This window comes from Pseudonocardia oceani (genome assembly GCF_019263585.2).
Classification (GTDB): domain Bacteria; phylum Actinomycetota; class Actinomycetes; order Mycobacteriales; family Pseudonocardiaceae; genus Pseudonocardia; species Pseudonocardia oceani.
This window is the reverse complement of sequence record NZ_JADQDF010000001.1, coordinates 6178454-6200878: the sequence shown is the minus strand read 5'-3', so window position 1 is coordinate 6200878 and position 22425 is coordinate 6178454. Positions and strand designations below refer to the sequence as shown.

Here is a 22425-nt window from a genome sequence, read left to right as displayed (position 1 = left end):
CCCATGAACGAGCCCGACCTCCGTGGCCGGACCGTCCTCGTCCTGCACGCGCACCCCGACGACGAGTCGATCTTCTCCGGCCTCACCCTGCGCCGCCTCGCCGACGCCGGCGCCCGCACGGTCCTCGTGCTGGCCACGGCGGGGGAGCTGGGCGGCTCCCGCGTGCCGCTGCGCCCCGGCGAGACCGTGCCCGAGCGGCGCATCGCCGAGCTCGAGCACGCCGCCGACCTGCTCGGCGTCTCCCGGCTGGTGCTGCTGGGCGGCCGCGACTCGGGCCTGCCCGGCGGCCCCGGCGGCGCCCATCCCCGGGCGCTGGCCGCGGCCGACCCGCTCGCGCTCGCCCGCCACGTCGCCGAACTCGCCGACGACGAGGGCGCGGCCACGATCGTCCACGACGACGAGCACGGCATCTACGGCCATCCCGACCACAACGCGGCCTTCCGCATCGGCGCGCTGGCCGCGGAGCTGACCGGGGCCACCGCGTACCGCACGACGGTCGACCGCGAGCACCTGCACACCGCCGCCCGCGACGGGCACCTCGTGCACGGCGCCGCACGCGCGGTGCAGGAGACGGGTGGGCGCACCCCGTTCGGCCGCGCGACCGTCGAGATCGCCCTCGCCGTGACCGGCACCGAGGCCCACCTCGACGTCAAGCACGCCGCCATCACCGCGCACGCCAGCCAGCTCGGCCCGGACGACGTCCCGCGCGCCGCGTTCGCCGCCGCCTACGGCTACGAGTGGTACACCCGCACCGGCGCACCGGGAGTCCTCGACCTCCTGGGCAACGCGCACCTGCTGTCGCCGGCGTCACACCGCGTGACGCGCGGCGGCCGGTAACGGGCGGGGCCGGGTCGGCGACCTAGGGGGCGAGCGGGCAGCAGGGTCGCCGCGCGCCGCAGGGCCGGGGGCTGCTTCCGCACCTCCCGGATCACCCGAGGAGGCGCCCCGTGTCCGTGACGATCCGGACCGAGCGGACGCCACCGGCGACCACGGCGGGTGATCGACGGTCGACGCGTCGCGAGATCGGTCGGCGGGAGGTCGGGCTCTGGTCGCTGGGGTCCGCCGCGCTCACCTCGGCCGTCACGCTCGCCCTGCCGCACCTCGGGATCGGCAACGACAGCTACCAGTACCTCGGCGTCGCCGACAACCTGCTCACCGGCGCGGGGGTCACCACCGACATCCCGTTCTTCGACGTCGAGACCGCGCACGGCGTCGTCCCCTCGCCGATCACGACGCACCCGCCGGGCTACCCGGCCGCGATCGCCGCGGTGCGCCTGCTCGGCCTGCCACCGGTGGCGGCGGCCGTCGCGGTCTCCGTGCTCGCCGCGGCGCTCACCGTGCTCGTCCTGGGGCTCGCGTGCCGGCGCCTGGGCGTGCCGCGGTGGGCCGCGCGCGTCGCCGTCGCCGGGTTCGCGCTCAACCCGTTCACGCTGGTCTACGCGGGCTCGGTGCTCAGCGAGTCGCTGTTCACGCTGCTGGTGACGTCTGCGGTGCTCGGGATGGTCGTCGCCGAGCGCACCGGCGCGCGGACCGCGTCGGTGCTCGCGGGCGTCGCGATGGGGATCTCGGTGCACGTCCGCTACGCCGGGTTGTTCGTCGTCGTCGGGGCGGCGGTGGGACTCACGCTGCTGCTGCTCGCGCGCCGCGACCGGCGCTCCGCGCTGGCCCTCGCGCTGCCCGTCGGCGCCGCGCTGCCGCTCTTCGCGCCCCTGCTCGTCCGCAACCAGCTCGTCGTCGGCACCTGGCGCGGCGGCAACGACGTCGATGTCGACCACTCCGTCGTCGGCCTGCTCGCCGAGACGGCGTGGACGGGCGTGCACCTCGTCATCGGCGACGCATCGGGCCCCGCGCGGGTTCTCCGGGCGCTGCTCGGCGTGGCCGTCCTGGCCGCGCTCGTGCTGCTGGTGCGGCGCCGCCCGGACCTGCGCGACGGGGCGCTCGTGCTGCTCGCCGCCGCCGTCGTCGTCTACTCGGCGCTGATGTTCGAGGCCGGGCTGGTCTCGGTGATCTCCTACGGGCCGCGGATGTTCCTGCCCGTGCTGCCGGCGGCGCTGCTGCTGGTGGCCCTGGCGGCCTCCCGGGTGCGCGACGCCCGGCCGGTCGCGTCGGGCGCGGCGGTGCGGGCCGGGGCCGCGGTCGTCGCGGTGGCGGCACTGGGCGTCGGCGTGCTCGGCGCGTTCGCGAAGGCCGACCCGCCCCCGCACGTCGGCGTCGCCGAGCGCCTCGCCGCGCCGCTGGCCGGCGGCGGGACAGCCGCGCAGTGGCTCGGCGCCCACCTGGCCCCGGGCGAGCCGATCCTCGCCACCGACGGCCAGGCCACCGGCTACGCGCTGCAGCAGCCGGTGGTCGGGATCGTCGAGTCCGACTTCTCCGACACCCGCTGGGACGAGGAGACCGTCGACGCCACCATGGACCGCTCCGGCGCCCGCTACCTGCTCCTCTACCGCCACCCGCAGGACGGCGGGGGTGCGCTCGTGCAGCAGGAGTCGCCGTTCCTGGGGATCCTGCTCGCCGGCCGTCCGGCGGAGTCGCTGCGGCCGGTCGCGTCGAGCGCCGAGGTCCTGGTGCTGGAGCGCCGGTGACCCGCAGCGGTCACGGCCACCACACCGCGCGGACGTAGGCTCCCTGCGTGGCCGCACCCACCACCGATCCCGCCCCGCCCGCCGGGGCCCACGCGCGCCCGCGCGCCCTCGTCCCCGTCCGGCTGCTCGCCGCCGCCGGGGGCGGCTACCTGCTGTACCTGAGCTTCCCGCCGAGCACGCTGTGGTGGCTCGCGCTGCCGGCGTTCGGCCTGCTCGGGGCCGTGCTGCGGGGCCGGTCGGCCGGCGGCGGGGCGCTCTACGGGTTCGTGTTCTCGATGGCGTTCCTGACGCCGCTGCTGGTGTGGGTCAGCTCGCTCGTGCAGTGGCTGCCGTGGATCGCGCTGTCGGTGTTCGAGTCGCTGTTCGTGGCCGTCGCCTGCGCCGGGATGGCCGTGGTGTCCCGGCTGCCCGCCTGGCCGCTGTGGGCCGCGGCGGTGTGGGGGATCGGCGAGTCGGTGCGCTCGCGCGTCCCGTGGGGCGGCATGCCGTGGGGGCGGGTCGGGTTCGGCCAGCCCGACGGCCCGTTCCTGCCGGTCGCCGCGATCGGCGGGGTGCCGCTGCTGTCGTTCGTCACGGTGCTGGCCGGGCTGGCGCTCGGGGAGCTGGTGCGCCGGCTCGTCGTGCGCGAGGGGCTCCCCTCCGTCCGCGGTCCCGCCGTCCTGGTCGTCGCCGCGCTGCTCACCGGCCCGCTCGCGTCGCTGGTGCCCGCGTTCGGCGGCGGGCCCGACCGCGTCGTCACCGTCGCCGCGGTGCAGGGCAACGTCCCGCGCCTGGGCCTGGACTTCAACTCCCAGCGCCGCGCCGTCCTCGACAACCACGTGCGCGTCACCGAGGAGCTGGCCGCCGAGGTCGCCGCCGGGCGGCAGCCCCAGCCCGACGTCGTCGTCTGGCCGGAGAACTCCTCCGACATCGACCCCCTGCAGAACCCCGACGCGGCCGCCCAGATCGACCGCGCGGCGCGGGCGATCGGCGTGCCGATCCTGCTGGGCACGATCCTGCGCAACCCGCCGGAGATGGCCAACGCCGACGGGCCGACGGCCAGCAACGCCGCCGTCGTGTGGGAGCCCGGCGTCGGGGTGGTCGAGCGCAGCGACAAGCGCCGCATCCAGCCCTTCGGCGAGTACATGCCCTGGCGCAGCTTCTTCCGGTTGTTCTCGCCCTACGTCGACCGGGCGAGCAACTTCCTGCCCGGGCCGGGGGAGGGCGCGCTCGAGGTCAACGGGGTGCGCGTGGGCATCGCGATCTGCTGGGAGATCGCGTTCGACGACCTGCTCGCCGACAGCGTCGCCGCCGGCGCGGAGATGCTCGCCGTGCCCAGCAACAACGCCACCTTCGGATTCACCGACATGACCTACCAGCAGCTGGCGATGTCACGGATCCGCGCGGTGGAGTTCGACCGGTCGGCCGTCGTCGTCACCACCTCGGGGGTCAGCGCCACGGTCACCCCGGACGGCACCGTGACCGCGCGGACCCAGCAGTTCACCCCCGACACCCTGGTGGATCGGACCACCCTGCGCACCACCACTACGCTGGCCAGCCAGCTGAGGTCGGGCCCGGAGTGGGTCGTGGTCGCCCTGGGCCTGGGCGCCGTCGCGGTGGCGCTCCTGGCCCGCCGCCGGGCGGGAAGGAAGTCGGATGTCTGAGGTCCCGGGACCCGTACTGGTGGTGATCCCGACCTACGACGAGCGCGAGAACATCGGGCCGATCATCGCGCGCCTGCACGCGGCCGTCCCCGACGCCGACGTGCTCGTCGTCGACGACAACAGCCCCGACGGCACCGGTGAGCTCGCCGACGCCCTCGCCGCGGCCGACCCCCGCATCTCCGTGCTGCACCGCTCCGCGAAGGACGGCCTCGGCGCCGCCTACCTCGCCGGGTTCGCGCACGCGCTGGGCGGGCCGCACCAGGTCGTGGTGGAGATGGACGCCGACGGCTCGCACGCCCCGGAGGACCTCCCCGCCCTGCTCGACGCGCTGCGCGACGCCGACCTCGTCCTGGGCTCGCGCTACGTGCCCGGCGGGGCGGTGCGCAACTGGCCCGCGCACCGCGAGTGGCTCTCCCGCGGCGGCAACCTCTACTCCCGCCTCGCGCTCGGCGTCCCGATCCAGGACATCACCGGCGGCTACCGCGCGTTCCGGCGCCAGGTGCTCGAGGAGCTCGACCTCGGCGAGGTCGCCTCGCAGGGCTACTGCTTCCAGGTCGACGTCGCCTACCGCGCGGTGCTCGCCGGGTTCCGGGTGCGCGAGGTGCCGATCACGTTCGTCGAGCGCGAGCGGGGGGCGTCGAAGATGAGCCGCTCGATCGTCACCGAAGCCCTGTGGCTGGTCACGCGCTGGGGGGCCCAGCGCCTGCTGCGCCGCAGCCCCGCGACGGTCGCCGCGTGAGCGAGGACCGCGAGACGCTCACCTGGGAGCTGTTCGGCTCCGCCTCGCGCGAGCTGGCCGAGCAGGTGGCCGCCGACGGCTACCGCCCCGACATCATCCTGTCCATCGCCCGCGGCGGGCTGTTCGTCGCCGGGGCGCTGGGCTACGCGCTGGACGTGAAGAACCTGCACGTCGCGAACGTCGAGTTCTACACCGGCGTCGACGAGCGGCTGCCCGTGCCGATCATGCTGCCGCCGGTGCCCAACGTCGTCGACCTGTCCGGGGCGCACGTCCTGGTCGCCGACGACGTCGCCGACACCGGTGCCACCCTCAAGCTGGTGCGCGACTTCTGCACCGGCCACGTCGCCGACGTCCGCTGCGCGGTGGTCTACGAGAAGCCGCACTCCACGGTGCAGTGCGAGTACGTGTGGCGCCGCACCGACCGCTGGATCAACTTCCCCTGGTCGACGCAACTCCCGGTGATCAGCCGGGACGGCCAGGTCCTCGACGCCTGAACCCCACGACCCTGCGCACCTCGGAGCCGGAACGCTGTCGGAAGGGGCCCCGGAACCGCGTTGTGGCTCCGAGGTGCGGAGGGGGAGCAGTCAGAGGGTGTAGCGCTGCCTCTTGATCCCGTTCACGAAGTTCGACAGCAGGCGGTCGGGTTCCCCCACCGCCCGGATCGTCGGGGCGCGGGTGAGGAGCTCGGTCAGCAGGACCCTCGACTCCGTGCGGGCCAGGTTCGCGCCCAAGCAGTAGTGCGGGCCGGGGGCGCCGAAGCCCAGGTGCGGGGCGGGGGAGCGGGTGATGTCGAAGCGGTCGGGGTCGTCGAAGACGGCCTCGTCGCGATTGGCCGAGGTGTAGAACAGCAGCAGCTTGTCGCCGGCGCGGACCCGCGTGCCGCCCAGCTCGCCGTCGGCGGTGGCGGTGCGGCGGAACTGCAGCACCGGGCTCGCGTGCCGCACCACCTCCTCGACGGCCGCCCCGATCCGCCCCTCCACGTCGGCCAGCAGGTGCTCGCGCTGCTCGGGGTGCGCGGTGAGCAGCCGCAGCGCGTGCGTGATCGTCGCGCGGGTGGTCTCACTGCCGGCCAGCACGAGCAGGATGAACAGGGTGGCGACCTCGTGCGGGGTGAGCCGCTCCCCGTCGACGTCGGCGTGCACGAGCGTGGAGACGAGGTCGTCGCGCGGCTCGCGCAGGCGGTCGCGGCCGGTGCGGCGCACGAGCCGGTGCAGCGCCTCCCCGGCGAACGCCAGGCGCGCGCTCAGCGACACGACGTGCCGCACGCCGGGCGCTCCGTGGTGCAGCAGGTAGGAGCGGCGGACGCCGGTGTACTCGGGGTCGGTGGAGCCGACGAGGGTGTTGCCGTGGCGGGCGACGAGGTCGTGGTGGGAGTCGTCGAGCCCGAGCATCGAGCAGATGACGGCCACGGGCAGCCGCTGCGCCACGCCGGTGACGAACTCCCCGGAGCGCTGCGCCAGCACGTCGTCGACGATCCGGAAGGCGCGGGCGCGGATGTCGGCCTCGAGCCGGGCGAGCATGCGCGGCGAGAATGCCCGCACGACGACCTTGCGCATCCGCGCGTGCTCCGGCCCGTCCTTCTGGATCATCGAGTCCAGGTAGCGGGTGAGCCACGGCGGGATGTCGTAGAGCGAGGCGGCGTTGGGCGAGTTGGCGAACATCCCCGCGTTGCGGCTCGCGGTCACCACGTCGGCGTGGCGGACGACGGCGTGGAAGCCGCCGACCCCGCCGGAGAACGGGGTGGGATCGCGGAAGGGGATCCACGGCAGGCCGTCGTGGCGGCGCAGGGCGGCGAACACGGCGGCGCGCTCGTCGTCGGGCCGGGCCCAGAACGCGAGGTGGCCGGGGGAGGTGTCGGCGGTCGTCATGGTCGCCGCATCGTGGCGGGCCCGGACGCGGGCGCACAAGGGCCCACAGGGGAACAGCCCCGGACGCACAGGAGCCGGCCCACCCGCGGGGTGGACCGGCTCCTGAAGATGCGTCGGTCAGGCGATCTCGCGGCGACGCTCGGCCAGCAGCTCGAGGCGCTCGTTGAGCAGCACCTCGAGGTCGGCGACGGAGCGGCGCTCGAGCAGCATGTCCCAGTGCGTACGCGGCGGCTTGGTCTTCTTCTGCTCCGGCTCCGAGCCGTCCACCAGCTTGGAGATGCTGCCGTGCAGACGGCACTCCCACGTGTGCGGCGCCTCGGCGTCGTGCGAGAAGGGCACCTCGAAGTCGTGCCCGCGCGGGCACGCGTAGCGCATCGACTGCCGCGGCGCGAGGTCGTGGTTGCGATCGGTCTCGTAGCTGACAGCCCCGAGCCGGCTGCCACGGAGCACGCGGTCGGCCATGCGTCTTCCTCCACTTCTGAACCGAGGGAGCCTCCCTCGGCGTTCACCACCGGGTGTAACGTCTGCCTCACAGGCGCTTGTTCCCGCTCGGGACGTCCCACGGCGTGGTGTCGATGTCACATGACCGACACCGGCCGTACGCCGTCCCGATCCGACAGTGTGGCCCATCCGGCCGGTTCTCACACGCGACTGTGACGTGTCAGCCAACTGTGACTTATGTCACTAGCTGGACGACTGGTGTTCACAGGATCGCCGACTCCTCGTTACCGGCCGCGCGGATCGCCCGCCCGACGGGCACGGCGGCCAGCAGCAGGCCCCCCACCACGAAGAACGCGATCAGCGAGAGGATCGCCGGACGGAACGAGCAGGTAGCTGCCCAGGAACGCGAGCGTCAGCGGGACCGAGCGGGCCTGGCGCAGCGTCGCGGCGAGCTGGCGGAAGCCGGCCGTCAGCACGGCGGCGCCGCGCTCGGTGCCCTGCGGGGGCTGGTGGCGGCGCAGCCGAACGCCCAGCCGCGGGCCGAGAGCGCGTCGCGGCCGTCGGGACCGACCAGCTCGGCAGGTAGGAGTAGTAGACGACGATCGACACCCCGTACGCCGTGATCGCCACGAGGAACAGCACGAACCCGAGCTGCCAGTCGGTGCCGGCCACCAGCGCGAGCGCCGTCGTGGCCGCCGACCCCACGAACACCGAACACCGAGCCCGCGGCGACGTCGAGCCCGAGCAGGGACACGTCGCAGTCGACGAGCGCGCTGTCGCCGGTTCAGGCCTGCCCGTGGGCGCGCGCGTCGGCCTCGGCGACGGTCAGGTACAGCGACGGGAACACCGTGATGACCGAGGTCTGGAAGACCCGGTTGGCCCAGTCGTAGAAGACCCAGCCGCGGCGCTCGTGCTCCTGCTCGACGCTGACCGGGGCGCTCACGCCGGCCGACGCACCGGCAGCAGCGCCACCAGGCCGACGGCGAGCACCAGCAGGATGCCCAGGATCCCGGCGCGGTCGGAGGCGAACACGTAGGTGAACAGGCCGACGAGCGTGGGCGCCAGGAACGACGCCGCGCGCCCGGTCGTGGCGTAGAGGCCGAACAGCTCGCCCTCGCGCCCGGGCGGGGCCAGCCGCGAGAGGAACGTCCGCGACGACGACTGCGCCGGCCCGACGAACAGGCACAGCGCGAGCCCGAACACCCAGAACATCGCCGGCCCCGACACCAGCAGCAGCACGACGCCGACGCCGAGCATCCCCACCAGCGACCCGACGATCACGGCCTTCGGCCCCACCCGGTCGTCCACCCAGCCCGCCGCGAGCGCCCCCGCCGCGGCCACGACGTTCGCCGCCACCCCGAAGATCAGCACGTCGTCCTCGGCGATGCCGTAGACCGTCACCGCGAGCACCGCGCCGAAGGTGAACACCGCGGCCAGCCCGTCGCGGAACAGTGCGCTCGCGCCCAGGAAGTACAGCGTGTGCGGGCTCTCGCGGTACAGCGCGCGCAGATCGGCGAACAGCGCCCGGTAGGACGCGAGGATCCCCAGCCGCGCCTCCGCCGCCCGCGTCGGGGGCACCTCGGGCACGACCAGCAGCATCGGGATCGCGAACACCAGGAACCACGCCGCGGCCACCAGCGCGACGAGCCGGATGTTGAACCCGTTCTCCGTGCTCACGCCGAGCACGCCGCCGCCGCCGGCGATGAACCCGACGTAGACCACGAGCAGCAGCACGATCCCACCGAGGTAGCCCATCGCCCAGCCGAACCCGGACACGCGGCCGACGGTCGCGGGCGTCGACACCTGCGACAGGACCGCGTTGTAGGACACCGACGCGAGCTCGAAGAAGATCGACCCGAGGCCCAGCAGGACCAGGCCCAGCGCGAGGAACGTGTAGTCGTCCTCGACGAGGAACAGTCCGGCCATCGTCGCGATCGTCAGGGCCGTCCACACCGCGACGGCCCGCTTGCGCCTCCCCGCCGCGTCGGCCCGGCGCGCGATCACCGGCGCCATCAGCGCGATGAGCAGCCCGGACGCGCCGATCGAGTAGCCGAGCCAGCTGTTGGCGCTCACCGCGCCCGGCAGTTCGGCCCCGACCGAGTCGGTGAGGTAGACCGAGAAGACGAAGGTCAGGATCACCGCGTTGTACGCCGCCGAGCCCCAGTCCCACAGGCCCCAGGCCAGGACCTGGCCGCGGGTGACGGGCGGGGTTCCCACGGGCACGTCGGTACTCACCGGCGGAGACTAGCCGTTCAGGACGGCCACGCCCCGCGCTCGCGCAGCACGTCGCGGAGCAGGTCGGGCCGGTCCGACAGCAGCCCGTCCACGCCCATGTCGAGCAGCTCCGCCATCTCCGCCGGGTCGTCGACGGTCCAGACGTGCACCTCGCGCCCGGCCGCGTGCGCGGTGGCCACCAGCCGGGCGTCGACGACGGTCAGCGGGCCGAAGCGCCGCGGCAGCTGCGCGAGCTGCCCCGCGAACGGCGGCGCGGGCAGCAGCGACAGCGGCGCGGGCAGCGCGTCGAGCCAGGCGCGCGAGCGCAGGCCCAGCGCGGAGGTCATCCCCATCGAGGTGCACAGCTTCGGCCCCGCCGCCCGGCGCGCCCGCTGCAGCCACCGCTCGTCGTAGGCGCCCAGGCAGACGCGGTGCCAGGCGTCGAGGCGCTCGAGCACCGGCAGGGTGACGTCGACGGCGGCCGCGGACTTCATCTCGATCGTGCAGCGGGTACCGGGCAGGGCGGCCAGCACGTCGGCGAGCAGCGGCACCGGCTCGGTGCCGCCCACCCGCACCTCGGCCAGCTCTGCGGCCCGCAGCGCCGCGATGCGCCCGGCGCCGTCGGTCGTGCGGCCCAGCACGGGGTCGTGGTGCACGACCGCCACCCCGTCGGCGGTGGCGTGCACGTCGAACTCGACGTAGCCGAAGCCCTCCTCGACCGCCCGCACGAAGCCCGCCATCGTGTTCTCGGCGCCGCCTCCGGTGTGCCAGCCGCGGTGGGCGTAGGCGCGGGGGTAGGGACCGTCGAGGTAGGGGTGACCCATGATCAGGAGCCTAGGCGGGGCAGCCGCTGCGGCTCGCCCAGCAGGGGGGCCATCAGGTCGCCGTGCTCGGCGATCCGCGCGGGCAGGTCGGCCAGGGTGAACGTGAGGTCCTCGGTGCGCCGGCAGGCGGCCACCTCGTCCCACGTGACGGGCGTGGCCACCGTCGGGCGGGCGCGACCGCGCAGCGAGTAGCTGCCGATCGTCGTCTTGTGCGGGTTGTTCTGGCTCCAGTCGACGAAGATCCGGCCGCGGCGGCGCGCCTTCGCCATCACCGCGGTGACCCGCTTCGGGTCGTCGGAGGCGAGCTCCTCGGCCAGCGCCTTCGCGAACTCCGAGGTCTGCTCGGCCCGCGACACCCGGACCGGCAGGTAGAGCTGCATGCCCTTGCCGCCGCTGGTGCGCGGGTAGGCCACGAGGCCGTCGTCGGCGATGCGCTCGGCGATGCGCAGCGCGACCCGCGCGCAGTCGACGACCGTGGTGCCCTCGCCCGGGTCGAGGTCGAACACCACGAGGTCGGGCAGGTGCCGGCCGTCGCGCGGGCCGACGCGCCACTGGGGCACGTGCAGCTCCAGCGCGGCGAGGTTGGCCGCCCAGGCGAGGCCCTTGACGTCCTCGATGACGGGGAAGTCGGCGCTCTCCGAGCGTCCGCCCGGGGTGCCGACGCGGGCCGTGCGGATCCACGCGGGCGCGTGCCGGGACACGTCCTTCTCGAAGAACGAGCCGCGCTCGACGCCGTCGGGCCAGCGGACCATCGTGACCGGCCGGTCGCGCAGGTGCGGCAGCATCACCTCGGCCACGGCGAGGTAGTGCTCCAGCACCTGCGCCTTCGTGGTGCCGGTGAGCGGGTAGAGCACCTTGTCGGGATTGGTCAGCCGCGCCTTGCCGACGCCCGTGCGCCGTGGCGGCGCCGGCGCCTCCGGTGCGGGCCCGCCCGATCCGGTGGCCACCTCCACCCAGTCGTCGCTCGGGCCCGGCGCGTAGGGGGAGTCCCCCCGCTTCGCGACGACCGAGGGCAGCCCCTGCTGCGCCACCGCCGCCACGACCTCCGCGCCCGCCCCGGGGAACACCGGCGCCGGGCGCCAGTGGGCGCCCGCCAGGGGCAGCGCGTCGAGCAGCGCACGGCGCTCGTGGAACGGCAGACCGGCGACGTCGCGGCCGTCCAGGTGCAGCAGGTCGCCGATCCACAGGTCGTCGGTGCCCGGGGCGAGCTCGCCGTCGAGCAGGGCGCGGGTGGCCGAGAGCGACGGGCCCAGCCCGCGCAGGCGGGGGAGCGAGGAGGTGAGGTCCTCGCCGTCGGCGTCGGTGATCCGGGCGCGGCCGCCCTCGACCCGCACGATCACGCGACGGCCGCCGAACCCGGGCTGCAGCCACCAGTCGTCGCCCCCGGGCAGCGGGCCCGGCGTCGCGAGCATCGGGCGGGCGTCGTGGGGGAGCGGTTCCTGGCCGGGCGGGGTGGGGTCGGAGCGGCGCAGCAGCCAGTCGTTCTCCCCCCGCCCGGTCCGGATGAAGATGTGGCGGCCCTTCGCTCGCTCGCCGTGGAAGACGACGGCGACCTCCCGGCCGTGCCACTTCTCGGTCTCGTAGGTGCCGGTGTCCCAGATCGTCATGGTCCCGCCGCCGTACTCGCCCGCCGGGATCTCGCCGTGGAAGTCCAGGTACTCGAGGGGGTGGTCCTCGGTGCGGACGGCGAGGCGGACGGTCTCGTCGTCGGGCGGCAGGCCCTTGGGCACCGCCCACGAGACGAGCACGCCGTCGCGCTCCAGGCGCACGTCCCAGTGCAGCCGCCGGGCGTGGTGCTCCTGGATGACGAAGCGCGTGCCCGGGCCCTCGGCGTGGCGGTCCTGCTCCGGGACGGGCTCCGGCGTGCGGGCGGAGTCGCGCTTGCGGCGGTACTCGTCGAGCGGCACGCGCACAGCCTATTGCGCTGCCCGATGATCGAATGGGAGCATAGCCTTACCTGAACAAAGGGGTGGCTGTGTACGTGTGCATGTGTTTCGCCGTGTGCGACCGCCAGATCCGCTCGTGCATCGGGCGGGGCGCGCGCACCGTCGAGGAGGTCGGCGAGGCCACCGAGGCCGGCACCGGCTGCGGCGGCTGCCAGGGCCACATCGACACCCTCCTCACAGCCGCGCTGGCGCCCTCCGAGCTGTCGGAGATGCCCGCCACCGCCTGAGGGCGGCCTCACCGCAACGAAGGCCATCCTCGCTTCGCCGCAGGTCATCCTGCGTCCGGAGTGGTCCGGGCGGCCGGTTACCGTCGTCCTCGACCGATTTCCCCGACGCGAGGACACTCTCACTCATGCGTGGCGACCCCGAAGTCATCGAGCTCCTGAACGCCCAGCTCACCAGCGAGCTCACGGCGATCAACCAGTACTTCCTGCACGCGAAGATGCAGCAGAACTGGGGGCTGACCAAGCTCGCGGCCTACACGCGTGACGAGTCCATCGACGAGATGAAGCACGCGGAGAAGATCACCGACCGCATCCTGTTCCTCGAGGGCCTGCCGAACTACCAGCGCCTGGGCACCCTGCGCATCGGGCAGACCGTCAAGGAGCAGCTCGAGGCCGACCTCTCCATCGAGCTCGGCGTCGTCGAGCGGCTGCGCCCGGGCGTCATGATGTGCCGGGCCAAGGGCGACGCCACCACCGCGGCCCTGCTCGAGGAGATCCTCGCCGACGAGGAGCACCACATCGACTACATCGAGACCAACCTCGAGCTCATCGAGAAGCTCGGCGAGCCGCTGTACCTGGCCCAGCTCGTCGACCAGCCCCCGAACCCGGGCTGACCGGTCACCCCTGGCGCCACCTCGAAGTTCAGGAAAGCCACGTTCAGGCCCGCAGAGGGCAGGAACGTGGCTTTCCTGCGTCGGGGTCGAGGTCTCCGCCGCCGCGCGGACTCCCGCGCACCCCTGCGGGGGCCGTCCGAGGTGCGGGGAGGGGCGTTCGAAGATACGTTCGAACCATGACCGACAAGAACGATGTCCCGGCCACGGCGGAGAAGGATCCCGACGACTGGACCACCGGCGACGAGCCCATGACGGGCGCCCAGAAGTCCTACCTCCAGACGCTGGCCACGGAGGCCGGTGAGGATGTTCCCGCGGACCTGTCGAAGGCCGACGCCTCGAAGATGATCGACGAGCTGCAGTCACGGACCGGCCGGGGCCAGTAGCCCTTCGACCAGCCCCTCCCGGCGGCTCCTCGAGATATCCGATAATCGAGGTTATGACAGTTCGATCCGCGGGGTCCCGTCCACGGGGCCTCCCCGGGCCGATCAGTCGTAGTCGCGCCAGATCTCCGACACCCCGGCGGCCGGTACGGCGCCGGGGTCCGTCCGGCCCTCGACGGTCACCATCACCGCACCCGACGGCATCTCCAGCACGACGCGGCGGTTGTTGGGCACGTCGGCCTCCAGGACGCCGCGCGGCATGACGTGCCCGTGGTCGTCGAGCGCCGTGATGAGGACGTGGCTCCCGCCCCAGGTCGAGCCGAACGTGACCCAGGAGCGCTTGACGACGGCCGAGGACCGGCCGGCCTCGACCATGGCCGTGGCGCGGAACGAGCCGTCGGGGTGCGGGGTGATGGGGATGCCGAACATGCCGGTGATCCTTCCAGCCGACCCTCCGGGGTGTCAGCCCCGCGCCGCCACGAACGGCATGACGATCTCGTCGGTGATGCGCACGACGACCTCGTCGTCGATCGGGTCGCCCGTCACGAGGAACCGGTGCCACAGCACGCCCTGCCCGAGCTCGCGGGCGAACTCGACCGGCACGTCGGGGCGCAGCTCCCCCCGGTCGATCCCCCGCCGGATCAGCCGCGCCATCTCGGCCTTGCGCCAGCCGATGACGCCGTCCCGGAACGCGGTGCGCAGCTCCGGGTCCTGCTGCATGGCCGCGACGATCGCGCCGACGACCGGTGCGGTGGCCGGGTCGGTCAGCGTGGCGGCCCAGCCCCGCAGCACGGCGAGCAGGTCGTCGCGGTACCGCCCGGTGTCGGGCGCCGGGATGGATCCGGTGGCCACGTGCAGCAGCACGTCCCTCAGTAGCGACGCCCGGTCCGGCCACCGCCGGTAGAGCACCGGCTTCGAGGTGCCGGCCGCTGCGGCCACCGCCTCCATCGTCACTCCCCCGGGCCCGTGGGCGGTGACCAGGTCGAGCACGGCGCGGCGGATCGCCGCCTCCAGCTCCGCGCCCCGGCGCCGGCGGGCCGGGGCGGCGGGGACGGTGTCCGGGGCGGCAGGAGCGGAGGCGTCGGGACTCACCGCCCCATCCTGCACCCGGCTCAGCCCGCCCTGCCCGGCTGCACGGCGGCCCCGACGGGCGGGGGCTCCCAGCGCTGCACGGCGGCCACCTGCGACGCCGTCCACGCGTCGGGCAGCAGGCGCAGGACGCCGTCGCGCACCGCGGCGCCCACCGGCGACGACGCCTGCGCGACGGCCCCGACCCGGCGCGCGGTGCGCAGGAGCCGGGCGGTCCGCGGGCGGCGCAGGGCGTCGTAGCGGTCCAGGGCCTGTCCCAGTCCCCCGGCGCCTCCGGCGGGCGCACCCGCGACCAGCCGTACCAGCGTCGCCGCGTCCTCGAGCGCCTGCCCGCCGCCCTGGCCGAGATCGGGCGTCATGGCGTGCGCGGCGTCCCCGAGCAGCACGCACCGCCCGCGCCGGAACGTGCGCAGCGGGGCGGCGAGGTCGTGGATGTCGAGGCGGTGCACGGCGTCCGGGTCGGTCGCGTCGAGGACGGCCGGGATCGGCGCGTGCCAGCCGGCGAAGGCGTCGCGGACGGCGGCGTGCTCGTCGTGCGGCGGGACGCCGGCGGGCATCGAGCGCACCCCGAACCAGTACACGCGGCCGTCGCGCAGCGGGACCAGGCCGAACCGCAGCCCGCGCCCCCAGGTCTCCCCCGCGGCGCCGAGCAGGTCGACCGGGGTGCGGGTGACGCCGCGCCAGGCGGAGTACCCCGAGTAGTGCAGCCCGGGGTCGCCGGGCCAGGAGGCGCGGACCGCGCTGCGGATGCCGTCGGCGGCGACGACCAGGTCGACGTGCTCGGTCCCGCCGGTGTGGGTGACCGTGCGCCCGTCGGGCGAGACACCGGTGATCTCGACGCCGCAGCGGACCTCACCCGCCGCGGCGGCGAGGACCTCCTGCAGGTCGGCGCGGTGCACGACGCGGAGGTCGGCGACGGCGCCAGCGGGCAGCCGGGCCAGCCACCGGCCGCCGGGCGTGCGCTGGCCGGCCTGCAGCCCCGCGGCCGAGGTTGAGGTGCGGGCGTGGACGGCGTCGCCGAGGCCCAGGGCGTCGAGCGCGGTGAACCCGTTGCGCCACAACGACAGTCCGGCCCCGACGGCCCGGAGCTCGGCCGCCCGCTCCAGCACGACGACGTCGGCCCCGGCCCGCCGCAGGCCCGCGGCCGTCGCGAGCCCGCCGATCCCGGCGCCGATCACGACCGCCCTCATGCCGCCCGCCCTCCGGCGGCCGCCGCGCGGTACGCGGCGAGCGTGCGGTCGACGCCGTCGGTGTACGGCGTCGGCCCGGTGTACGGCGTCGGCCCGGACCCGAACCGCGCCGCGAACGCCGAGCCGTCGACCACGAACGGCATCTCGAACTGGTAGACGAGCTCGGCGCCCTCGCGGGCCAGCGGCCAGACCAGACCGAGTGCGCGCCCGGCGCGCGAGCCGATCCGCACGAGCGGCGCCCGGCCGCCGGTGCGGGCCCGGATCTGCGCCACGAGCGCGCGCCCCGTCGTCGGCTCCGGGTGCGGGACGTGCCAGACGCGGCCCAGCGCGTCGTCGGGCGCCTCGCCGAGGGTGGCGAGGACCGCGGCGAAGTCGTCGACGAGGGTCGGGGTGAGCGGGTGGTCGAGCCCGCCGATCCAGCGCAGCGGCCGGCCCGCGACCGCCGCGCCGAACAGGCCCGCGGCCAGCAGGGACTCGACGCCCGGCCCGTACAGCTCGCCCGCGCGCCCGATCACCGTGCGGCACTCGCCGCGGGCGTGCGCGCCCAGGACCGTGTCGGCCAGCCAGGCCCGCAGGACGCCCTTCGGGCAGACCGGGCGGACCGGTGTCGACTCCGTCATCGGTGCCTCGACCCGCCCGTACATCCAGGTGTCGTCGGCGAACACCAGGCGGGCCCCGGCCGCGGCCGCGCCCTCCACGGTGCCGCGGACGGCGGCCGGGAAGACCGTGGTCCACCGGTCGAACGGCGGGTTGACGGCGTTGTAGACGGCGGTGGCGCCCGCGCACACCTCGCGCATCCGGGCGGCGTCGACGGCGTCCCCCGTGGTCACCTCCACGCCGGCGGGCGCCGGACCGCCGCGCCTGCTCACCGCGCGGACGCGGTGCCCCCGTCGCACCAGCTCCCGGACGAGCGCCGAGCCGGTGCCCCCGGTCGCGCCCACCACCACGTGCAGATCGCTCATGTCGTCCTCCTAAGAAACGCTACCGTATCTTAATCGGACCGTTCCGGGAAGAGCGGACGGGGGCGCCGATGGGAACGCCGTCCTGCAGCGTCCGCCACCGCCCGCACGGGCAGCGCTGGTAGGAGACGAGGCCCTCGGAGGTGAGGTGCCGGGAGACGGTGGACCACTGGTGCGTCATGCCGTCGACACTGCTGTAATGCTCTTGTGCACATCAACCCTTACGGGCGTGACCCGGTTCTCCTCGCCGTGGACCTCGTCAACCGGCCTCCCGCCTCCGCAGACGCCCTGCGGGCCCGCTGCCTCGACGCCGGGCTGGTCGTCGACGCCCCCGTGCGCGAGGCCGACCTCACCGAGGTCCGGGAGTACCTCGACGCCTGGACCGGCATCGTCGACGCCCCCGAGCCGGCCGACCGCGCCCGCGCGCTCAACGCGCTGCTCGCCGTCTCGGCCGCGCACCCGCGGCTCACCGACCACGCCGACACCGGCTGGCACATCCACTACCGTGACGACGACATGACACTCGCCGGGGTCGTCCGCTCGCTGGTCAGCGTGGGTACGGCGCTGCACCTCACCGGCCGCGGGATGCACCGGCTGGGGCGCTGCGGGGCCGACGGCTGCGCGCGGGTGTTCGCCGACGTCTCGCGCACCGGGCGCCGGCGCTACTGCTCCCCCGCCTGCGCCAACCGCGACGCCGTGCGCCGCCACCGGAGCCGGTGACGGACCGCGGGGCGCTGCGGCGGGCCTACGACGAGCAGGTGCGCCGGCGCGGGCGGTGCTGCGCGCACGACGCCGTCTTCGGCGGCGACCACTCCGCGATCGGCCGGTAGCTGCTCGCCTCGGCGACCGCGGTGGGCGTGGTGGCCCACGTCGCCGGCGTCCCGGTGGCGTCGAGCTCGGCCCCGGCCCGGAGTTGGCCGGGCTGTGGGGCGGCGGGACGTCGACGCCACCGCGGCCACCGCCCGGATCCTGCGCCGGCTGGGGTTCGTGGAGCTGGCCGTGACGACGCCGTCCACTCCCACCCCGGTCGGCGCCGGACTCAGCGCTCCGCCGACGCCGCCCACAGGTTGATGCCGCCGTCGACGGCGTGCTCGTCGATCCGCGTGAGCTCGTCGTCGTCGAAGGAGAGCCGGTCGAGCGCGCCGAGGCTGTCGTCGAGCTGCTCGACGCTGCTCGCGCCGATCAGGACCGACGTGACCCGCTCGTCGCGCAACGCCCAGGCCAGCGCCATCTGCGCGAGCGACTGCCCGCGGGCCGCGGCCATGTCGTTCAGCGCGCGGACGTGGCGCAGCGCCTGCTCGGTGAGCAGGTCGGGCGAGAGCGACTTGTCCTGCGCCGCGCGCGAGCCCGCGGGGATGCCGTCGAGGTACTTGTCCGTCAGCATCCCCTGCGCGAGCGGGGAGAACGCGATGCAGCCGACGCCCTCCTCGCCGAGGACGTCGAGCAGGTCCTCCTCGATCCAGCGGTTGAGCATCGAGTACGAGGGCTGGTGGATGAGCAGCGGCGTGCCCAGGTCGCGCAGGATCGCGACGGCCTCGCGGGTGCGCTCCCCCGAGTAGGACGAGATGCCCGCGTAGAGCGCCCGCCCGGAGCGGACGGCCGTGTCGAGGGCGCCCATCGTCTCCTCGAGCGGGGTGTCGGGGTCGAAGCGGTGGCTGTAGAAGATGTCGACGTAGTCGACGCCCATCCGCGCGAGCGACTGGTCCAGGCTCGCCAGCAGGTACTTGCGCGACCCGCCGCCCTGGCCGTACGGGCCGGGCCACATGTCGTAGCCGGCCTTCGTCGACAGGATCAGCTCGTCGCGGTACGGGCGCAGGTCCTGGGCGTAGATCGTGCCGAAGTTCGACTCGGCGCTGCCGTAGGGCGGGCCGTAGTTGTTGGCGAGGTCGATGTGGGTGACGCCCCGGTCGAACGCGCGGCGCAGGATCGCGCGCTGCGTCTCGAGCGGCTTGTCGTCACCGAAGTTGTGCCAGAGGCCGAGCGAGACGGCGGGCAGCAGGAGACCGCTGCGCCCGGTGCGTCGGAACGCGGCGTCGTCGTAGCGGGTGGGGTCGGCGAGGTAGGTCACCGCCCCATCCTGCACCGGCGTGCGTAGGACCACCGATGTCGCGGCCCGGACGGGCCCGGGAGGATCACCGGGTGCCCGATCCCCCTGTTGTCCTCGACCGGCCGTGGGTGCGCGGGGCACTGGTGGCCCTCGCCGGCGCGGGGGTGACGGTCGCCGTGCAGTGGGTCGGCCAGGCGACCGCGCCCACCGAGCAGGTGCGGGCCGTCATCAGCGAGTCGTCGACCGAGCTGCGGGAGGGGCGCGGCGAGAAGACGCGGGACCACACCGTCGTGGCCGTCACGGAGGCGGGCCGGGAGATCGACCTCGCGGGGTCGGGCAACGGGGCGGGGCTGACGCGGCACGCCGCGGGCCTGCACCGGGGCGTCCCCGTGGTGGTCACCCGGTCCGCGTTCGACGGGGAGGTCCTGTCGGTGCGCTCCCCGCTGGCGACGGTCCCGGTGGCGGTGGCGCCGAACGTCGTCGGCCTGCGGGTGGGGGTCCTGGTCGTGGCGGTCGCGGCGCTCGGGTTCGGCGTGTGGGGCTGGTCGCGCGCCACCGTCGGGATCCCCGTGCTGTGCGCGGTGGCCGGGATCCTGCTGACGGCCGTGTTGATCCGGCCCGGCACCGACGGCGGTCCCCCGCGGTACCCGCTGTCCGACGCGATGGCGGGCTACGCCGACCCGCCGACGGGCCCGTCGCCCGATCCGCTGCTGACGAGCCGGTCCGTCGACGCGGTCGTGCCCACCGGCACGGCCGTCGCCACGACCCGGGGCGTCTCGCTCACCGTGACGGGCCCGCCGCGGCGGGGGGGCCGTGCCGACGGGTTCACCACGGTCTCGGTCCCGCTGGCCGTCGACGGGGGCGGGAGCACGCCGCCGATGCGCCTGATCGGCACGGGCACCGGCACCACGGTCGAGCTCCCCGCCTGCCCGGACGGGGGCACCGCGTGCTTCGTCGTGCCCGACGACCTGGTGCCGCGCTACCTGGTCCTGCTGAACCAGGACGTGGCGATCGCCCTGGACCAGCCCGGCTGACGCGGCCGTCCGGCTCAGCCGGCTCCGCGGGCGAACCGGCCGGGGGTCGTGCCGACCTGGCGGGTGAAGTGCCGGTGCAGGTGGGCCTGGTCGTGGAAGCCGACCGCGCCCGCGACGTCGGCGATGGCGGCGCCGTCGAGCAGCAGGCGGCGGGCGCGCTCCACGCGGCGGCCGGTGAGGTAGCGGTGTGGCGGCAGGCCGTAGGCGGCGGTGAAGCGGCGCACCAGGTGGGCGGGGTGGGCGTGCAGGACGCGGCCGGCCTCGCGCAGGGCGAGGCCGTCTACGAGGTGGGCGTCGAGGAGGTCGCGCAGGTCGCGGGCCAGGTCGGACGTGCCCGGCGCCCCGTCGGGCTCAGGCGCGGCCCGCAGGTGCTCGCGGATCCGGTCGCCGATGAGTGCGAGGCGGCTCTCCGCCTCCAGCCCGGTGCCCGGCTCGCGGAGCACGCGGTGCAGCTGGTCGACGCGGGCGCGCAGCAGGGGGTCGGGCAGGCTCGGGCCGGCGACCGCGGCCCCGGTCAGCGCGGCGTCGATGACGCCGGTGTCGACGTAGAGCACGCGCTTGTGGAAGCCGTCGTCGGTCGCCGCGCGCCCGGTGTGCGCCACGAACGGCGGCAGCAGTGTGACCGCGGGGCTCAGCGCGCCGTGCTCGTGGCGGTCGAGGTCGTAGCGGATCGCGCCCTCGTCGACGACGAGCAGCGTCCACGTGTCGTGGGCGTGCACGGGGTAGGCGTGGTCGGTGAAGTGCGCGTGGAAGACCTCGGTGATGCCCGGGACGCCGGGCGCCCAGGCGCGCAGCACGTCACGAACGTACAAGAACCGCAGGGGCGCAGGCCGCGACGCTGGTCCCGTGCACTTCGACACCAAGATCGCCGTCCTGCTCCGCGACGACCTGGCCGGCTGGCAGCGGCTCAACGTCACCGCGTTCCTCGCCAGTGGGATCGCCGCGAACCCCGACCTGCTCGGCGAGCCCTACGCCGACGCCGACGACACCCCGTACCTGCCGATGTTCCGCCAGCCGGTGCTCGTGTTCGCCGGCACCCGCGAGGTCCTGACGGCCGCGCACGGGCGGGCGGTCGGGCGCGGGATGCCGATGGCGGTGTTCACGGCCGACCTGTTCGCCACCGGGCACGACGAGGCCAACCGCGCCGCGGTGGCGGCCGTCGCGCGCGAGAAGCTCGACCTCGTCGGCATCGCCGTGCACGGCCCGCGCAACGCCGTCGACAAGGTGCTGCGCGGGGCCGTGCTGCACGGCTAGCTAGCGGGCCGCGAGCGTCTGCACGACGAGCTGGTCGCCGGGCGGGTTGCTCGCGCAGCCCGTGCCCTCCATCGGCACGAACAGCGACGCGGTGTCGCCGGGCGGGTAGACGCGCAGGCCCTTGACCGGCGTCGGCGAGCAAGCCGCGGTGTCGTAGTTCTGGACGTTGACCAGCCGCAGCGGTGCTCCCGCCGAGGCCCCGACGGCCAGGCGGACCTCGGGCCCGCGCGCGCCCTCCATCGCCGCGGCCGGGCCGACCTGGTGGCCGTCGTCGCCCGCGACGTAGGAGACGCCGGGGAAGCCGGTCAGCTCGCACGCCCGGTTGCCGGAGTTGGTGAGCACCAGCGTGGCGAAGCGCGAGCCCGCACCGGCGTCGCCGTCGGTGATCGAGCCGGTCAGCTCGGCGGTGGTGCAGCGGTCCGGGCTGCCACCGCCCTCGGTGGTGCCCCCCGACGCCGATGCCGTGGTCGCGGGCGCCGCCGCGGGTGGGGTCGTCGGCGCCGGGGCCGACGACGAGCCGATGACCGGACCGTCCGGCGCCTGCGCCGGTGTCGTCGAGCAGCCGGCCAGCAGTGCGGCGGCTGCGCAGGCCGCCGCCACCGTCATCGTCAGCCGTGTGGTCCTGATCATGAGATCCCCCGATCCCTCGTCATTGCTCCCACAACGAGAGACGTACGGACCCGCTTCCGGTTGCATCGCGCAACGATCCGATCGGGTGACCGGCGATACCCTGTCGGGCATGTCGGCCACCCGCCTGCTCGTCCTGGGCATCGTGCGCGGCTACGGGCGCGCCCACGGCTACCGCATCGGCACCGACCTGCAGTCCTGGGACGCGGCCGACTGGGCCAACGCCAAGTGGGGGTCGATCTACCACGCGCTGCGCGCGCTCACCGACGCCGGGATGCTGCTGGATCACGACGACGTGCCGGGACGCACCGAGTACGAGCTCACCGAGAAGGGCGAGGGCGAGTACCTGCGCCTGCTGCGCGACGCCGTGCGCCGCCCGCACGCGAAGCCCGACCAGCTCGGCGCCGCGCTCGCCATGCTCCCCTCCCTCCCCCGGGGCGAGGCGGTGCGCCTGCTGCGCGAACGGCTCGCCGCGCTGGAGGAGATCCGCGACAAGGCCCGCGCCCAGCTCGACGGCTGGGTCGACGCCCCGCACTGGTCGGAGCTCTACGTGCTGTGGGAGCACACGGCGGCCGGTGGGGTGGAGTGGACCTCGGGCCTGATCGCGCGCCTGGAGTCCGGCGCCTACGCGATGGCGGGCGAGCCGGGCTCCCCCGGCCGCCCCGGGAGCTGGTACACGCTCGCCGACGAGTCGTAGTCGTTTGCCGTTCGGCGCCGCCTCAGGCACACTGGCGGGCTCCTACTCAAGTT

The 22425-nt window shown here is 74.8% G+C and carries 26 protein-coding genes; 12 read left to right on the top strand and 14 right to left on the bottom strand.

Annotated features, from left to right (window positions below):
- The first annotated feature begins 3 nt into the window (after positions 1-3).
- The 5 genes from I4I82_RS31085 to I4I82_RS31065 all read left to right on the top strand — a co-directional run bounded on the left by I4I82_RS31085 (position 4) and on the right by I4I82_RS31065 (position 5458).
- A complete protein-coding gene (locus tag I4I82_RS31085; protein WP_218593327.1) occupies positions 4-837 on the top strand; it encodes a PIG-L deacetylase family protein in 834 nt (277 codons plus the stop codon).
- 110 nt (positions 838-947) lie between these two features.
- Positions 948-2582: a phospholipid carrier-dependent glycosyltransferase gene (locus I4I82_RS31080; RefSeq protein WP_218593326.1), complete on the top strand. Its 1635-nt coding sequence runs from the start codon at positions 948-950 to the stop codon at positions 2580-2582.
- A gap of 47 nt (positions 2583-2629) precedes the next feature.
- The gene (gene lnt / locus I4I82_RS31075; protein WP_218596314.1) at positions 2630-4225 is read left to right on the top strand and encodes an apolipoprotein N-acyltransferase; all 1596 of its coding nucleotides are present in this window, start codon (positions 2630-2632) and stop codon (positions 4223-4225) included.
- Positions 4218-4964: a polyprenol monophosphomannose synthase gene (locus I4I82_RS31070; RefSeq protein WP_218593290.1), complete on the top strand. Its 747-nt coding sequence runs from the start codon at positions 4218-4220 to the stop codon at positions 4962-4964. Before lnt ends, I4I82_RS31070 begins: the two co-directional genes overlap by 8 nt.
- Positions 4961-5458 carry a phosphoribosyltransferase gene (locus tag I4I82_RS31065; RefSeq protein ID WP_218593291.1) on the top strand — a complete coding sequence of 166 codons (498 nt, stop codon included), beginning with the start codon at positions 4961-4963 and terminating at the stop codon, positions 5456-5458. The genes I4I82_RS31070 and I4I82_RS31065 overlap by 4 nt, the downstream gene beginning before the upstream one ends.
- A 90-nt stretch (positions 5459-5548) precedes the next feature.
- Here I4I82_RS31065 and I4I82_RS31060 read toward each other — a convergent pair whose 3' ends face one another.
- The 7 genes from I4I82_RS31060 to ligD form a co-directional block, all read right to left on the bottom strand.
- Positions 5549-6832, bottom strand: coding sequence for a cytochrome P450 (locus I4I82_RS31060; RefSeq protein WP_218593292.1), 1284 nt, complete (start codon positions 6830-6832; stop codon positions 5549-5551).
- Positions 6833-6949: 117 nt separating this feature from the next.
- A complete protein-coding gene (locus I4I82_RS31055) occupies positions 6950-7294 on the bottom strand; it encodes an RNA polymerase-binding protein RbpA (protein WP_141276432.1) in 345 nt (114 codons plus the stop codon).
- A gap of 336 nt (positions 7295-7630) precedes the next feature.
- Complete coding sequence (locus I4I82_RS35125; protein ID WP_218596313.1) at positions 7631-7978, bottom strand: MFS transporter; 348 nt, start codon at positions 7976-7978, stop codon at positions 7631-7633.
- Positions 7979-8057: 79 nt separating this feature from the next.
- Complete coding sequence (locus tag I4I82_RS31045; protein WP_218593294.1) at positions 8058-8216, bottom strand: hypothetical protein; 159 nt, start codon at positions 8214-8216, stop codon at positions 8058-8060.
- Complete coding sequence (locus tag I4I82_RS31040) at positions 8213-9508, bottom strand: MFS transporter (RefSeq protein WP_226370349.1); 1296 nt, start codon at positions 9506-9508, stop codon at positions 8213-8215. Before I4I82_RS31040 ends, I4I82_RS31045 begins: the two co-directional genes overlap by 4 nt.
- A gap of 17 nt (positions 9509-9525) precedes the next feature.
- On the bottom strand, positions 9526-10311 hold the full coding sequence (locus tag I4I82_RS31035; RefSeq protein ID WP_218593295.1) for a glycerophosphodiester phosphodiesterase family protein: 786 nt from the start codon (positions 10309-10311) through the stop codon (positions 9526-9528).
- Positions 10312-10313: 2 nt separating this feature from the next.
- On the bottom strand, positions 10314-12218 hold the full coding sequence (gene ligD / locus I4I82_RS34805) for a non-homologous end-joining DNA ligase (RefSeq protein WP_218596312.1): 1905 nt from the start codon (positions 12216-12218) through the stop codon (positions 10314-10316).
- 80 nt (positions 12219-12298) lie between these two features.
- Here ligD and I4I82_RS31020 point away from each other — a divergent pair, with 80 nt between their 5' ends.
- From I4I82_RS31020 to I4I82_RS31010, 3 genes are all read left to right on the top strand, one after another.
- Complete coding sequence (locus tag I4I82_RS31020) at positions 12299-12484, top strand: (2Fe-2S)-binding protein (protein ID WP_225920730.1); 186 nt, start codon at positions 12299-12301, stop codon at positions 12482-12484.
- Between the two features lie 125 nt (positions 12485-12609).
- Positions 12610-13095 carry a bacterioferritin gene (gene bfr / locus I4I82_RS31015; protein ID WP_218592556.1) on the top strand — a complete coding sequence of 162 codons (486 nt, stop codon included), beginning with the start codon at positions 12610-12612 and terminating at the stop codon, positions 13093-13095.
- Between the two features lie 176 nt (positions 13096-13271).
- A complete protein-coding gene (locus I4I82_RS31010; RefSeq protein ID WP_218592555.1) occupies positions 13272-13478 on the top strand; it encodes a DUF3072 domain-containing protein in 207 nt (68 codons plus the stop codon).
- A gap of 102 nt (positions 13479-13580) precedes the next feature.
- Here I4I82_RS31010 and I4I82_RS31005 read toward each other — a convergent pair whose 3' ends face one another.
- The 4 genes from I4I82_RS31005 to I4I82_RS30990 are packed head-to-tail and all read right to left on the bottom strand — an operon-like array spanning position 13581 to position 16716.
- On the bottom strand, positions 13581-13904 hold the full coding sequence (locus I4I82_RS31005; protein ID WP_218592554.1) for a hypothetical protein: 324 nt from the start codon (positions 13902-13904) through the stop codon (positions 13581-13583).
- Positions 13905-13937: 33 nt separating this feature from the next.
- On the bottom strand, positions 13938-14567 hold the full coding sequence (locus I4I82_RS31000; RefSeq protein WP_218592553.1) for a TetR/AcrR family transcriptional regulator: 630 nt from the start codon (positions 14565-14567) through the stop codon (positions 13938-13940).
- A 20-nt stretch (positions 14568-14587) separates the two neighbouring features.
- A complete protein-coding gene (locus tag I4I82_RS30995; RefSeq protein ID WP_218592552.1) occupies positions 14588-15754 on the bottom strand; it encodes an FAD-dependent monooxygenase in 1167 nt (388 codons plus the stop codon).
- Positions 15751-16716, bottom strand: coding sequence for an NAD-dependent epimerase/dehydratase family protein (locus I4I82_RS30990; RefSeq protein WP_218592551.1), 966 nt, complete (start codon positions 16714-16716; stop codon positions 15751-15753). The genes I4I82_RS30995 and I4I82_RS30990 overlap by 4 nt, the downstream gene beginning before the upstream one ends.
- Positions 16717-16920: 204 nt before the next feature.
- Between I4I82_RS30990 and I4I82_RS30985 the strand changes: the two genes are divergently transcribed.
- Positions 16921-17433, top strand: a complete 513-nt coding sequence (locus I4I82_RS30985) for a CGNR zinc finger domain-containing protein (RefSeq protein ID WP_218592550.1) — start codon at positions 16921-16923, stop codon at positions 17431-17433.
- Positions 17434-17752: 319 nt separating this feature from the next.
- Here the strand turns inward: I4I82_RS30985 and mgrA are convergent, their stop codons facing one another.
- Positions 17753-18781 carry an L-glyceraldehyde 3-phosphate reductase gene (gene mgrA, locus I4I82_RS30980; protein ID WP_218592549.1) on the bottom strand — a complete coding sequence of 343 codons (1029 nt, stop codon included), beginning with the start codon at positions 18779-18781 and terminating at the stop codon, positions 17753-17755.
- 71 nt (positions 18782-18852) lie between these two features.
- On the opposite strand from mgrA, the gene I4I82_RS30975 reads away from it, so the two are divergent.
- Positions 18853-19794, top strand: coding sequence for a hypothetical protein (locus I4I82_RS30975; RefSeq protein ID WP_218592548.1), 942 nt, complete (start codon positions 18853-18855; stop codon positions 19792-19794).
- A gap of 14 nt (positions 19795-19808) precedes the next feature.
- Here I4I82_RS30975 and I4I82_RS30970 read toward each other — a convergent pair whose 3' ends face one another.
- Entirely contained in the window at positions 19809-20591 is a 783-nt protein-coding gene (locus I4I82_RS30970; RefSeq protein ID WP_218592547.1) for a helix-turn-helix transcriptional regulator, read from the bottom strand.
- A 49-nt stretch (positions 20592-20640) separates the two neighbouring features.
- Here I4I82_RS30970 and I4I82_RS30965 point away from each other — a divergent pair, with 49 nt between their 5' ends.
- Positions 20641-21048, top strand: a complete 408-nt coding sequence (locus tag I4I82_RS30965; protein ID WP_172162691.1) for a DUF2000 domain-containing protein — start codon at positions 20641-20643, stop codon at positions 21046-21048.
- Here I4I82_RS30965 and I4I82_RS30960 read toward each other — a convergent pair whose 3' ends face one another.
- Positions 21049-21678 carry a DUF4232 domain-containing protein gene (locus tag I4I82_RS30960; protein WP_218592545.1) on the bottom strand — a complete coding sequence of 210 codons (630 nt, stop codon included), beginning with the start codon at positions 21676-21678 and terminating at the stop codon, positions 21049-21051. It lies immediately after the preceding gene.
- Between the two features lie 109 nt (positions 21679-21787).
- Between I4I82_RS30960 and I4I82_RS30955 the strand changes: the two genes are divergently transcribed.
- Positions 21788-22372 carry a PadR family transcriptional regulator gene (locus I4I82_RS30955; protein WP_218592544.1) on the top strand — a complete coding sequence of 195 codons (585 nt, stop codon included), beginning with the start codon at positions 21788-21790 and terminating at the stop codon, positions 22370-22372.
- The last annotated feature ends 53 nt before the right edge of the window (positions 22373-22425 follow it).